The 12,077-nt window shown below is 43.1% G+C and carries 14 protein-coding genes; 6 read left to right on the forward strand and 8 right to left on the reverse strand.

Features of this window, described 5'->3' with window-relative positions; all coding sequences use genetic code 11:
• Window positions 1–18: 18 nt before the first annotated feature.
• Entirely contained in the window at window positions 19–1,476 is a 1,458-nt protein-coding gene (locus AC0VYO_RS21220; protein ID WP_430245582.1) for an aldehyde dehydrogenase family protein, read from the forward strand.
• A gap of 167 nt (window positions 1,477–1,643) precedes the next feature.
• Entirely contained in the window at window positions 1,644–2,156 is a 513-nt protein-coding gene (locus AC0VYO_RS21225; protein WP_475368220.1) for a GNAT family N-acetyltransferase, read from the forward strand.
• Window positions 2,157–2,194: 38 nt separating this feature from the next.
• On the opposite strand, the gene AC0VYO_RS21230 is transcribed toward AC0VYO_RS21225, so the two are convergent.
• Window positions 2,195–2,491, reverse strand: coding sequence for a DUF5327 family protein (locus tag AC0VYO_RS21230; protein WP_475366200.1), 297 nt, complete (start codon window positions 2,489–2,491; stop codon window positions 2,195–2,197).
• Between the two features lie 93 nt (window positions 2,492–2,584).
• Between AC0VYO_RS21230 and AC0VYO_RS21235 the strand changes: the two genes are divergently transcribed.
• Window positions 2,585–3,133, forward strand: a complete 549-nt coding sequence (locus AC0VYO_RS21235; RefSeq protein ID WP_404683744.1) for a beta-class carbonic anhydrase — start codon at window positions 2,585–2,587, stop codon at window positions 3,131–3,133.
• A gap of 44 nt (window positions 3,134–3,177) precedes the next feature.
• On the opposite strand, the gene AC0VYO_RS21240 is transcribed toward AC0VYO_RS21235, so the two are convergent.
• Window positions 3,178–3,699, reverse strand: a complete 522-nt coding sequence (locus AC0VYO_RS21240) for a type 1 glutamine amidotransferase domain-containing protein (protein ID WP_475366201.1) — start codon at window positions 3,697–3,699, stop codon at window positions 3,178–3,180.
• Between the two features lie 179 nt (window positions 3,700–3,878).
• On the opposite strand from AC0VYO_RS21240, the gene AC0VYO_RS21245 reads away from it, so the two are divergent.
• Complete coding sequence (locus tag AC0VYO_RS21245; protein ID WP_194218275.1) at window positions 3,879–4,703, forward strand: TerC family protein; 825 nt, start codon at window positions 3,879–3,881, stop codon at window positions 4,701–4,703.
• Window positions 4,704–4,740: 37 nt separating this feature from the next.
• On the opposite strand, the gene AC0VYO_RS21250 is transcribed toward AC0VYO_RS21245, so the two are convergent.
• On the reverse strand, window positions 4,741–5,121 hold the full coding sequence (locus AC0VYO_RS21250) for a DUF1499 domain-containing protein (protein ID WP_475366202.1): 381 nt from the start codon (window positions 5,119–5,121) through the stop codon (window positions 4,741–4,743).
• Between the two features lie 194 nt (window positions 5,122–5,315).
• Here AC0VYO_RS21250 and AC0VYO_RS21255 point away from each other — a divergent pair, with 194 nt between their 5' ends.
• Window positions 5,316–5,663, forward strand: a complete 348-nt coding sequence (locus AC0VYO_RS21255) for a YflT domain-containing protein (protein ID WP_194218273.1) — start codon at window positions 5,316–5,318, stop codon at window positions 5,661–5,663.
• Window positions 5,664–5,719: 56 nt separating this feature from the next.
• Here AC0VYO_RS21255 and AC0VYO_RS21260 read toward each other — a convergent pair whose 3' ends face one another.
• Window positions 5,720–6,208 (reverse strand): pentapeptide repeat-containing protein, encoded by a 489-nt coding sequence (locus AC0VYO_RS21260; RefSeq protein WP_475368221.1) that lies wholly within the window; start codon window positions 6,206–6,208, stop codon window positions 5,720–5,722.
• 228 nt (window positions 6,209–6,436) lie between these two features.
• On the opposite strand from AC0VYO_RS21260, the gene AC0VYO_RS21265 reads away from it, so the two are divergent.
• Window positions 6,437–6,628, forward strand: a complete 192-nt coding sequence (locus tag AC0VYO_RS21265; protein ID WP_098445502.1) for a hypothetical protein — start codon at window positions 6,437–6,439, stop codon at window positions 6,626–6,628.
• Window positions 6,629–6,921: 293 nt separating this feature from the next.
• Here AC0VYO_RS21265 and fumC read toward each other — a convergent pair whose 3' ends face one another.
• The 4 genes from fumC to AC0VYO_RS21285 all read right to left on the reverse strand — a co-directional run bounded on the left by fumC (window position 6,922) and on the right by AC0VYO_RS21285 (window position 12,063).
• A complete protein-coding gene (gene fumC / locus AC0VYO_RS21270; RefSeq protein WP_475368222.1) occupies window positions 6,922–8,310 on the reverse strand; it encodes a class II fumarate hydratase in 1,389 nt (462 codons plus the stop codon).
• A gap of 192 nt (window positions 8,311–8,502) precedes the next feature.
• On the reverse strand, window positions 8,503–10,455 hold the full coding sequence (locus AC0VYO_RS21275; protein ID WP_475367538.1) for a TRAP transporter permease: 1,953 nt from the start codon (window positions 10,453–10,455) through the stop codon (window positions 8,503–8,505).
• A 40-nt stretch (window positions 10,456–10,495) separates the two neighbouring features.
• A complete protein-coding gene (locus AC0VYO_RS21280) occupies window positions 10,496–11,026 on the reverse strand; it encodes a DUF1850 domain-containing protein (RefSeq protein WP_475368223.1) in 531 nt (176 codons plus the stop codon).
• Between the two features lie 62 nt (window positions 11,027–11,088).
• Window positions 11,089–12,063: a TAXI family TRAP transporter solute-binding subunit gene (locus AC0VYO_RS21285; protein ID WP_226615837.1), complete on the reverse strand. Its 975-nt coding sequence runs from the start codon at window positions 12,061–12,063 to the stop codon at window positions 11,089–11,091.
• Window positions 12,064–12,077: the final 14 nt, after the last annotated feature.

Consider the following 12,077-nt stretch of genomic DNA (forward strand, 5'->3'; position numbering starts at 1 on the left):
ACTAAAGGAGGATGACTCATGGCTAACACATATACAAAGCAATATATTAACGGTGAATGGGTTAAAGGTTCTAGTGACAAAACTGTAACAAATTATAATCCATTTTCAGGCGAGGAAATTTTTACATTAAATTCAGCATCTGAAGAAGATCTAGATAAAGCTTATAAAACGGCAAAAGAAGCACAAAAATCATGGGCACAAACAACACCAGGCAAGCGCCAGCAAATTCTTGATAAAGTAGCGGCGCTCATGACAGAACGAAAAGAAGAAATCGTTGACTGGCTAGTGAAAGAATCTGGCAGTACAAAAATCAAAGCAAATGTTGAATGGGCAGCGGCCACTCGCGTTGTAAAAGAGTCTGCTTCGTTCCCATATCGTATGAAGGGACAAATCGCACCTTCAGATACGCCAGGTAAAGAAAACCGCATATATAAAAGCGCAAAAGGCGTGATCGGTGTCATCGGACCGTGGAACTTCCCGCTTCACCTTTCCATGCGATCTGTTGCACCAGCGATCGCAACAGGTAACACGGTTGTTCTAAAACCAGCATCTGAAACGCCAGTAACCGCTGGGTTCTTAATTGCTGAACTATTTGAAGAAGCAGGACTGCCGAAAGGCGTACTAAACGTCGTAGCGGGACGCGGTTCTGAAATTGGCGATGCGTTCGTCACACACCCGATTCCGAAGTTGATTTCTTTCACAGGTTCAACCGAAGTTGGTCAACATATCGGTGAGCTTGCAGGTAAGAACATTAAAGAAACGGCGCTAGAGCTCGGCGGTAACAACGTGTTTATCGTTCTTGATGATGCCGATATTGATCAGGCAGCTGAATCAGCGGCGTTCGGTAAATTCTTGCATCAGGGTCAAATTTGTATGGCGATCAATCGCATTATCGTGCATGAAAGCATCCACGACAAATTTGTTGAAGCCTTCAAAGAAAAAGTAGCTTCTCTTCAAGTAGGCGACCCTTCTGATGCGAAAACAGCTGTTGGCCCACTCATCAACAATGACGCAGTTGAACGCATTCAAGAGTCACTTAACGCTTCTCTTGAACAGGGCGCTGAGAAAATTCTTGGTGGCGAAGTGGAAGGTAACGTGATGCATCCGGTTATTTTAACAAACGTAACGAATGACATGCCGATCGCAAAAGATGAAATTTTCGGTGCTGTTGCGCCAATCATTAAATTTAGCACAGTAGACGAAGCGATCGAAATTGCAAATGGCTCTCCATACGGCCTTAGTGGCTCTGTTCACTCTCGCGACTTAAACCGCGGTGTTCAGGTTGCTCAGCAAATCGAAACGGGCATGGTACACATTAACGACCAGCCGGTGAACGATGAAGCACATATGGCATTCGGTGGTGAAAAAGAGTCAGGTCTTGGCCGTTTCGGTGGTGAATGGGCACTCGATAAATTCACAACTGTTAAATGGATTTCTGTTCAACAAGAACGCCGTCAATATCCATTTTTCCAATAAGCACATGAAAGCCCTCGATTCGTTCGAGGGCTTTTTTTCGCTAGCCTAAATTTGTTTGAATTTGAATTGGTTCCCCGGGAAATAGTGGTAAGAAGATATGTATGGCAATATTGTTGCTTTTTATTTTCATTTTTGAAAAAATAAGATAGAGAAAAGGAGATGGAAACATGATTGAAGTTCGTGAAGAAAAGTTACAAGATCATGAGGACATCTCAACCATATTACAAAAAGCATTTGGTGGAGAAGATGAGGTTAAGCTAGTCAGTAGGATTCGGGAGTCTGCGCACTTTGTTCCTGAGCTTTCGCTTGTCGCGCTACATAATCGACGGGATCCGGTTGGTTACATTCTTTTTAGTGAAATCACCATTTCAACAGAAAAAGAAAAGCTCACGTCCCTAGCCCTTGCTCCTGTCGCAGTCGTTCCCGAATTACAGGGAGAAGGAGTTGGGAGCATGTTGATCAAAGATGGCATGATGAAAGCTACTTCGCTTGGATATCGTCACGTACTCGTGCTTGGCCACCAGGACTATTATCCACGATTCGGCTTCACCCCTGCTTCTGAGCAAAACATTTCTGGTCCATTTGATGCAGGAGATGCGTTCATGGTAAAAGAACTTAAGAAAGACGCGCTAAAAGATGTTAGCGGAGAAGTTATTTATCCGAATGCGTTCGGCGTTTAAAAACGGCAAACAAAAAAGCCGCTCTTTGGCGGCTTCGCTTAAAAATCAAAAATCGAGTCCTCGTTCGCATCATCGTCCTTCATCGGCTTTGATGAAAGCGACTGTTGAACTGGTGCGGCAGCTTGCTGCTGAAGCGGTTTAACTCCAGCGTTGGCGGCAGGCTTAGGCCTATGACTTCCCGATGCTTGGAGCAGCATGTCACAATAAGTTTTAATGGCAATCAGCTCTTCTCGAATGCCATCGACATCTGCATCATTTTCTTCCACATTGTATGTGAGCTGTTTCATTCGTGCATTCATTTGTTGAACCAGCTGATCAATTGGTATATCTTTCATATCGATAAACTCCTTTAAGTGAAGGATCTTTATCACTAGTGTACCAAACTGCATGCCAAATGAAAAAAATTAAAAGGACAAGGAGATAATATTATGGATACCCTTCATGAAGTATTAAAATTTAATGAGGAATTTGTCGCTAATAAAGAGTATGTCCCTTATGAAACAACAGGTCTTCCCGATAAAAAGATCGTGATCCTCTCTTGCATGGACACGCGTCTTGTAGAGCTTCTTCCACGAGCGATGAATCTAAAAAACGGTGATGTGAAAATCGTTAAAAATGCCGGTGCTGTCGTGAGTCACCCATTTGGCAGTATTATGCGTAGTATTCTTGTAGCCGTTTATGAACTTCAGGCGGAAGAAGTTTGGGTTATTGGGCATCATGACTGTGGCATGGGCAAAGTAGATCCAGATGAGCTGCTACACAAAATGGAAGACAGTGTAACAAAAGAAGTTGTTTCTTCCATGAAGCACGTAGGGATTGACCTTCACTCATGGCTACAAGGATTTACAACGGTTCAAGATGGCGTGCGCGGTAGCGTATCGATGATTGAGAATCATCCGCTTCTTCCAAAGGATCTTCCTGTTCACGGGCTTGTGATTGACCCTGCAACTGGAAAGCTGGATCGCGTAACAGAATAATATAAAAAGCTCACTCCTATTTTATGAGGAGTGAGCTTTTTATATTATTTCGCTAAAATATCAGCAAAGGCTTTTCCGTACTGTGGAAGATCTGGCGGGCGACGCGCAGATACAAGATGTCCGTCAACAACAACGGGCTCATCAATCCAAGTCGCACCGGCATTTTCCATATCATCACGAATGCCTGGCGTACTTGTCACTTTTTTCCCTTCTAGTACTTTTGCGGAAATTAATACCCAACCAGCATGACAAATCTGGCCGATTGGCTTCTTATTTTCTTCCATATGCTGAACCATTTTCAATACTTCAGGGAAACGGCGAATCTTATCAGGCGCCCATCCACCAGGAACAAGGATCGCGTCGTAATCGGCAGGATTAATATCTTCATAAGCATAATCGGCAACCACGGGAACACCATATTTACCAATATACTTCTCTCCTGCTTTCTCACCAACGTAATGTACCGTTGCCCCTTCTTCAATTAAACGATAGTAAGGGTAAATAAGCTCCAAATCTTCAAATTCATGATGAACAAGACTGATTACTTTTTTATTTTCTAAACGCATGTTTCCACCTCCACTCTTTACCTTATACCATTTTGGCATCATTTCAAAACGATAAAAGATTTCAAAGGATTTTCCGAGTGGAATCGTATATAGGATAGATCTACCTTTTAAAGCATGTATTTTCTAGTATGGGACTGTCCAACTGGGAATACTAATGAGAAGGTAAAGGAGAGATAACCATGGATGTTGGTCTTTTACTGGAATACGGGTGGGTGCTCATTGTTCTAATCGGTCTTGAAGGTGTGCTGGCAGCAGATAACGCCCTTGTCATGGCCATAATGGTGAAGCATCTTGACCCACAAAAACGTAAAAAAGCATTGTTTTATGGCCTTGGAGGAGCATTTGTTTTCCGCTTCGGTTCTCTCTTCATCATTTCCTTTCTCGTTGATATTTGGCAAGTTCAAGCCATTGGAGCGATTTATCTTTTGTTTCTCAGTTTAAATCACATCGTGAAAAAATTTTTACTCAGCGATCGAAAAGAGAAGAACAAGGAAAATCAAAAGTCCGAGGAGGGACCTGGTTTTTGGACGACGGTTTTAAAAGTGGAGCTTGCTGATATCGCATTTGCCGTGGACTCCATTCTAGCTGCTGTAGCGTTAGCTCTAACGCTACCTCATACAACGCTACCAAAAATTGGAGGTATGGATGGTGGACAATTTCTCGTTATTCTAACCGGTGGAATTGTCGGGCTAATCATTATGCGCTTCGCTGCTAATTACTTTGTGAAGCTTTTGCACCGTAAGCCAGGTTTAGAAACCGCCGCTTTCGTGATTGTCGGATGGGTAGGGGTTAAGCTTGCGATTTATACGCTCGCTCATCCAAACCTCGGCATTCTTGCTGAGGATTTCCCGAAAGAACCCGCATGGAAAATCACATTCTGGGGCGTTCTTGTTGCGATTGCACTAGGAGGCTGGTTCCTTTCTTCAGAACGAGAAGAAGACGACCGAGAAGATGAGAATGAAGATACACTAGAAGAAGAAAATGAGGAAGCGAATGACTTCTGATAAATCAACAACAGGTGCCACATAGGCACCTGTTGTTTTATGCTTTTTGAAATTCTTCTCTGATTTCATTCATTCGCTTCTTATTAACTCCCATATCTGAGTATCCAGTCCGTGAAGCAGAACGAAAGTGAATGCTCTCATTTGCTGTATCAATGTAAAACTCAATATCATCGACAAATTTAAACAGCTTTGATTTCTCCTCCGCTCTTATGTAGTTTTTCCTCTCTTCAACAATTTCTGTTCGCTTTCGATTGGTTAGGATTGTTTTTAATTTTGCGGTTGCTTCCTCTGCTGTCCCATTGTATGAAATAGGTTCCATCCCATGCTTCTCATCTGTGCTTTGACTCGACACACAATTTGGTTTATCTGGACAGGGAGCAAGCTTCCCTTCTTTTACGCCTAATTGTTCTGAACTCATTTCGATCGCCTCCTGATTGGATTGTTCTATTCTTTCTATACCCTATCACAATACCTTTTGAACTTATTATGCCTTACATTGCTATAATCACGCAGCACATTGATGTGTAATTTTCCCGTTTAGAACTTTTTCTGAGCGTGTATAGTACATGTGAGATTAAAAAAAGCAGAACAATCTTTGAAGGAGGCAATATTGTGAGTAGACCAGTAGTACGCGAATACCAGAATGATGAGAAATTAAAAAGCGACATTGAAGAGTTAGAAAATATCGGTGTAGCTAACGATGATATTTACGTGCTTTCCCATGACGATGACCGCACAGAGCGCGTAGCAGACAGCGTTGATGCGAATACAATCGGCAAAAAGGAAATGGGTCTCAGCAGCTTGAAAAATGTCTTTAGTAAGAAAGGCGACGAACTGCGCACCAAAATGCAGGAAATCGGCTTTTCCAAAGATGAATCTGAACGCTATGAAGAAGAAATGGACAAAGGTAAGATTTTCTTATTTGTAACAGACACTGATAAAGTGAAAGAGTGGAAGTAAGAAGTAATGATTGATATAGAAAGAGCCGTTAATCTCAGTTGAGATCAACGGCTCTTTTATTTTTCGTTCTTCTCCTCATAAACCTTCAACAGCTCTTCCACCGAAATCCCATCAATTGTCATACCTTCTACCTCAGATTTCTCGATCTTCACATTTTTTAAGTTACAATCTGTTATCGTACTCCCATGCAGATCACAGTTTTCGAAAAGAATTGGCATGTGCTCCTCTCTTCTTCCTGCCGCAAAGTGATCTTCAGGGGGTAATCCGATATTACGAAAAACAGCCCCTCCCATTTGTGCATCTTCGATTTTAAGATCGCTAAGGTCAATATCTCGGAAAGAAATACCGCTCATATTCATATTTGTAAAGGTCGCTTCTACCATATAAGCGTCAGAAAAGATTGATTGTGCTAAGTTCGAATTCATGAAGTTTGCGTTCGTTAATTCAACTTGATCGAAAAGCGCCTTACGGAGACGTATTTCCTTAAACACTTTTCGCTCAAATTCTTCCCCAACGTTTTGCTCGCTCATATTCTTTTCAAACATTTCAAACAGCTCCTTTTTCATTTTTGATCTAGCTCTTCGAATACAACTTTCAATTGCAGAGGTGGAGCGTTCTAACATCGAAGCAATTTCCCCATCGAATAGCCACCCATATAGTAAAGAACGACAGGGGTAAGCTCACAGACCCCAAAATAAAATAGTTCTTCGCTCGTCTCACACTGCATATATTTGTAGGGCACTAAAAATATTTCTTTCAAAGGGAGTGCTGATATGTTGGATCGAACATTGCTTTTCGTAGCCGCTATGATTGCTGGGTTTGCATTACTTCGTTTGTCTGAGGCAGATTCATTCCTCGAGAGTCTTAATCCGGTCTTCGAAGTTGTTGGCTTTCTAGCAGCGCTGCTATTTGCACTTGTCTTGATCTACAAAGGCATCATGGCCATTTTACCTCGGAAAGTGTAAACGCTTTCCACTCCTGAAAGAAAAGCGAAAGTGGCCCGCTTAAAACCGTAGGATGTTGGAGGCTTTTAGAATGAGACGCTTTTTGTCTCAATCTAAAAGGTGAAACAGCCGGAGGTTTTGGGCCACTGTAGCTAGACATGAAAAGCGAAAGCAGCCCGCTTAAAACCGTAGGATGTTGGAAGCCTTTAGAATGAGACGCTTTTTGTCTCAATCTAAAGGGTGAAACAGCCGGAGGTTTTGGGCTGCTTTCGCCGTACAAAAAAGCGGGATCAAAGAGATCCCGCTTTTTCCTATTATTCTTTTGGTGCAATCATATCTTCAGGACGTACGATATCATCGAACTGCTCCGCTGTGAGCAAACCGCTCTCAAGGGCAGATTCACGTAGCGTTGTTCCATTTTCATGGGCTTTCTTCGCAATTTTCGCTGCGTTCTCATAACCGATATGTGGGTTCAAAGCAGTCACAAGCATAAGTGAATTCTTCAAGTAATCTTGGATCACTTCTTCATTTGGCTCAATGCCAACTGCACAGTTATCATTAAACGACTTCATGCCGTCCGCAAGGAGGCGAGAAGACTGTAGGAAGTTATAAATAATGACTGGCTTGAAGACATTCAGCTCAAAGTTCCCCTGACTTGCTGCAAAACCAATTGTCGCGTCATTCCCCATCACTTGGGACGCTACCATTGTGAGCGCCTCACTTTGTGTTGGGTTCACTTTGCCTGGCATGATCGAGCTTCCTGGCTCGTTAGCTGGAATTGTAATTTCTCCAATACCACAGCGCGGTCCACTTGCAAGCCAGCGCACATCGTTTGCGATTTTCATAAGATCAGCCGCTAGAGCTTTCAACGTGCCATGGACATGCACTACTTCATCATGACTTGTAAGCGCATGGAATTTATTCTCAGCAGATGCGAACGTCTTGTCCGTCATTTTGCTAATTTCCTCGGCCACCATATCACCGAACTTCGGATGTGCGTTCAATCCTGTTCCAACCGCCGTACCGCCGATCGCAAGCTCTTTCATATACTTAACGCTCTCAAGCAGCATGTTTTCACATTTTACAAGCATGCGATGCCAGCCGCTAATTTCCTGTCCAAGCGTTAGTGGCGTAGCATCTTGAAGATGAGTACGTCCGATTTTAATAATATGTTCATTATCCTTCATTTTTTGATAAAGCGTTTCTTTTAATTCAATAAGGGTTGGATAAAGATGATCCTCAACAGAAAGAACTGCCGCAACGTGCAGTGCTGTTGGAAATGTATCGTTGGAAGATTGGGACTTATTCACGTCATCATTTGGATGAACACGTGCTTCGCTTCCTTGTTCTTGTAAAAGTTCATTTGCACGGTATGCAAGTACTTCATTCATATTCATGTTGGACTGCGTGCCGCTTCCAGTCTGCCACACAACAAGTGGGAAATGTTCATTATGATCGCCGTTGATCACTTCGTCCGCTGCTTTCACAATGGCTTCAGCTTTCTCATCTTCAAGCTTGCCAAGACGCTGGTTTGCAAGTGCTGCGCTCTTCTTCAAAATCGCAAATGCCTTCACAACCTCAAGCGGCATTTGTTCGTTACCGATCTTAAAGTTCTGCTTGCTTCGTTGAGTTTGAGCACCCCACATTTTATCTGCTGGTACTTTGATTTCTCCAATTGTGTCTCGTTCAATTCGATAATCCATTGTGATCCTCCTTCAGAGTATAAGCTAACAGGTTCCACTTCGATAAAAAGAAGGGAACTCCTTTCTCTTCAAACGAATTTCTATTTATGACGACGCTTTCATCATATCACACTCTTCTTCTACCGGGAATCAGCAGATCTTAGCGTTTTTACATAGAAAAAGTCGCCCTCTTAGTAGGAGCGACTTTTCGATTTATGCATTCGCAACTTCTTTCTTTCCACCGTCCTGCTTAATCAAAAACTGAAGAGCTAACAGAGTGATAAATAGCCCGAGTCCAATGAGATCTGTAGAACCTTCTGGATAAATAAGCATTACGCCTGCCGCTACTGCAGCGATCCGTTCAACTAAAACAGTTCGACGGTACCAATAACCAATCATTCCTGCGCCGATGCTAATCATTCCCGTTAATGACGTGAAAAGTACCCAAAGAAGACTTTGCCACGTTGTATCAATCATCATGAGCTCGGGTGAGAGCACAAAAATGTATGGAATGATAAATGCCGCAATCGCGAGCTTAGCTGATTGAACCCCTGTCCGAAGCGGCTCACCTCCCGATACACCTGCTGCCGCAAATGCAGCGAGCGCAACCGGCGGTGTAATATCTGCGACAATACCGAAATAGAACACAAACATATGCGCCGATAGCTCGGGGACAGATAATACAATCAAAGCCGGAGCTGCAATTGTTGACGTGATAACGTAGTTTGCGGTCGTTGGAGACCCCATCCCAAGAATAAGGGAGGCAATCATCGTAAAGAAAAGGGTGAGCAACAAATTTTCACCAGAAAGCGAAACAAGACTATTCGCAAGCTTTAACCCAAGTCCTGTTAGAGTTACTACACCTACGATCATCCCCGCTGCAGCGGTTGCAGCCGCCACTCCAAGTGCGGTTCTTGCCCCATTCGCAAGGGCATCAATGAAATCACCGATTCCCATACGAGTTTCCTTATTAATTGCTCCAACGATAATCGCTGACAAAATCGCATAAAGAGCTGCACGCGTAACGGACGTGCCTGACATTAAGAAGAAGATAACAGCGACGATTGGAAAAAGAAGATAGATCCGCGCAAGTACAGCTTTTCGGTTTGGCATTTCATCTTCCGTCAAACCTCTTAATCCAATGCGCTTTGCTTCAAAGTGAGTCATGATCCAAATACCCGTAAAATATAGGAGTGCAGGAATCGCAGCCGCTTTGGCAATTTCCCAGTAGGTGATGCCACCACCAATAAATTCGACCATTAGGAACGCCGCTGCGCCCATAATTGGCGGCATAAGCTGACCACCTGTAGATGCTGCTGCCTCTACTCCACCAGCAAATTCCTTCCGATACCCAAGTCGCTTCATCATTGGAATCGTAAATGAACCTGAGGTCACAACATTCGCAACTGAGCTTCCGCTAATGGTTCCTTGAAGCGCACTTGAGAAAATGGCTACCTTTGCCGGTCCTCCAACCCGTTTTCCTGCGATAACGAGAGCAAGATCATTGAAGTACTGACCAACCCCTGTTTTGACGAGAAAAGCTCCGAAGAGGAGGAAAAGGAAAATAAATGTGGAAGAGACCCCAAGCGGCGTTCCAAGAATTCCTTCTGTCGTGTAGTACATCGAGCGAATAATGCGATCAATACTTAATCCACGATGCTGCAAAAACCCCGGCATATAAGGTCCGAAATAAGAGTAAAGCAAGAAAATAGACGTAATCACGGTAATCGGAAGCCCTACCACTCGTCGCGTTGCTTCAAGAACAAGCAGGATAGCTAAAAGCCCTACAATTAAATCAAGCGTTGTAAGGCGTCCAATCCGATACACAAGTTCATCGAAATTTAAAGGCCAATACATCCCAACGTAAACACCAATAATGGCTAGTAAACCATCATACCAGGCAACTTGAAACTTCCCTTTTGTCTTATTACGCAGCTTCTTTTTGGAAGCAGGAAATAATAGAAAAATTAGTCCGAGCGCGAACGCTAAATGAATGGATCGCTGAAGCTGTGCTGTAAAAACGCCGAAAATAGCTGTGTATAATTGGAAAACGGAGAAGCCTACGAGACCAACAAGTGAGATCCATCCGATTATACCTGTCAGCCTACGATGACCTGCTTCGGGATCGAATTTCGCCATTAATTCCTGCGTTTGTTCATCTGTCATCTGCTCTTTGTCTTGCTTCGTTTTCGGAGGCTGATCTTTCTCACTCAAGCACGTTCACTCCTTTCATCCACTGCCATAAACTGATTGTATCTGATTCAAGGTGAAGCCATGAACCAGGCTCAATGATCCGACTTAATTCAATCTCTTTATCTTGGACAAGAAGGACGTGATTTGCGACGACCTGACCCGTTCTCATATCAATAAACGGAAATTTCCTGTTCATATCTTTAATCTTGTATCCATCCTTATCCTGGACAAATCGTTCCCCTGCATCCGCATTTGAAGGCATTCCGATGGCAAAATTCTCGTATGAGAGTTCGTATTGCACAATCTCACCAGATTCAGATACATAATAAGACTCCTGAACAGGTGTTTTGTGCACAGAATGCGTATAGCGAATGTCGAAGTTAGCCGCATCATCCTCAAAAGGAACATATGCCAGAACTTTGCCTGACTCTCCTTTTTCGAGCGCCATCACAGGAAAAAATGGGTAAAGAAATACGACTAAAATAAGGGCAACTGCAATTGTCGTTTGGTACATGAATTGTTTCGTTGAATCGGAAGGTTTCATAGTAAGAAGACGCAGGCTTTTCACCTGCGTCCATCACATCCTTTTTTTGTAGATTCGCTACTTTACTCGACACCTTTTTCATCAAAGTATTTCTTAGCACCAGGATGAAGGTCAATGCCAACACCCTCTAGCGCTGTATCAGCTGTAATAAACTCACCTTTAGCGTGAGTAATTTTATCAGAGTTATCAAAGATCGCTTTCGTTACTTGATACACATAATCTTCATCAAGGTCTGAACGAGCTACAAGCATCGCAAGAACTGCGACAGTTTTCACATCACTTTCAAGACCGTACGTTCCACTTTTGACTGTATCTTCTGCATAATACGGGTGCTCTTCAATCAGCTTATCAATTTTATCCTGCTCGATTGGAAGAATGTTCACTGGCTTCACTGCAGACAAACCTTCTACTGCACCAGTCGGTGTACCAGAAGTAATAAAAGCAGCGTCGATTGTGCCATCCTGGATGCCTTCAGTAGACTCATCAAATGCAAGATGCTGAGCATCGATGTCTTCCATCGTAATATCATGAGCAGCTAGCACTTGCTCCGCATTCGCATATGTTCCACTACCTGGTGCTCCAACGGAAACTTTCTTTCCTTTCAATTCATCCACAGAAGCAATTCCGCTCTCCTGAAGGGTTACGATTTGAATCGTTTCAGGATATAGTGTTCCAATCGCCTGGATGTTGTCCACTTTTCCATCTTCAAACATTAACTCACCATTTGTTGCATATGCCGCGATATCTGTTTGAGTAAATGCAATATCCGCATCTCCATCTTGGAGAATTTGCATATTTTCAACAGAAGCACCTGATGACTGAGCATTGGCGCTTTCAATATCAGTTCCATCTTGAATTATATTTGCTAGTTCACCGCCAAGTGGGAAATACGTTCCTCCCGTTCCTCCCGTTAATAAACTAAGCTCTGAAGGAGATCCGTTTGCTTCTCCGTCTGAATCAGAACCTCCACAAGCTCCAAGCACCATCGCTATAGATAGTACAATAACGAATAAACTAAGTCTTCTTTTCTTTCCCATGCAACTTCTCCCCC

Source organism: Anaerobacillus sp. 63XJN7_4_ISO-PGPR-S23-413 (genome assembly GCF_056173725.1).

Excerpts from the sequence above, each read along its gene's own strand:
- AC0VYO_RS21265 (WP_098445502.1), top strand. The coding sequence starts at position 6,437 with ATGTTGGATCGAACATTGCTTTTCGTAGCCGCTATGATTGCTGGGTTT.
- AC0VYO_RS21250 (WP_475366202.1), bottom strand. The coding sequence starts at position 5,121 with ATGAGTTCAGAACAATTAGGCGTAAAAGAAGGGAAGCTTGCTCCCTGT.
- AC0VYO_RS21240 (WP_475366201.1), bottom strand. The coding sequence starts at position 3,699 with ATGCGTTTAGAAAATAAAAAAGTAATCAGTCTTGTTCATCATGAATTT.
- AC0VYO_RS21220 (WP_430245582.1), top strand. The coding sequence starts at position 19 with ATGGCTAACACATATACAAAGCAATATATTAACGGTGAATGGGTTAAA.
- fumC (WP_475368222.1), bottom strand. The coding sequence starts at position 8,310 with ATGGATTATCGAATTGAACGAGACACAATTGGAGAAATCAAAGTACCA.
- AC0VYO_RS21285 (WP_226615837.1), bottom strand. The coding sequence starts at position 12,063 with ATGGGAAAGAAAAGAAGACTTAGTTTATTCGTTATTGTACTATCTATA.
- AC0VYO_RS21275 (WP_475367538.1), bottom strand. The coding sequence starts at position 10,455 with ATGACAGATGAACAAACGCAGGAATTAATGGCGAAATTCGATCCCGAA.
- AC0VYO_RS21235 (WP_404683744.1), top strand. The coding sequence starts at position 2,585 with ATGGATACCCTTCATGAAGTATTAAAATTTAATGAGGAATTTGTCGCT.
- AC0VYO_RS21280 (WP_475368223.1), bottom strand. The coding sequence starts at position 11,026 with ATGAAACCTTCCGATTCAACGAAACAATTCATGTACCAAACGACAATT.
- AC0VYO_RS21245 (WP_194218275.1), top strand. The coding sequence starts at position 3,879 with ATGGATGTTGGTCTTTTACTGGAATACGGGTGGGTGCTCATTGTTCTA.
- AC0VYO_RS21225 (WP_475368220.1), top strand. The coding sequence starts at position 1,644 with ATGATTGAAGTTCGTGAAGAAAAGTTACAAGATCATGAGGACATCTCA.
- AC0VYO_RS21260 (WP_475368221.1), bottom strand. The coding sequence starts at position 6,208 with ATGTTTGAAAAGAATATGAGCGAGCAAAACGTTGGGGAAGAATTTGAG.
- AC0VYO_RS21230 (WP_475366200.1), bottom strand. The coding sequence starts at position 2,491 with ATGAAAGATATACCAATTGATCAGCTGGTTCAACAAATGAATGCACGA.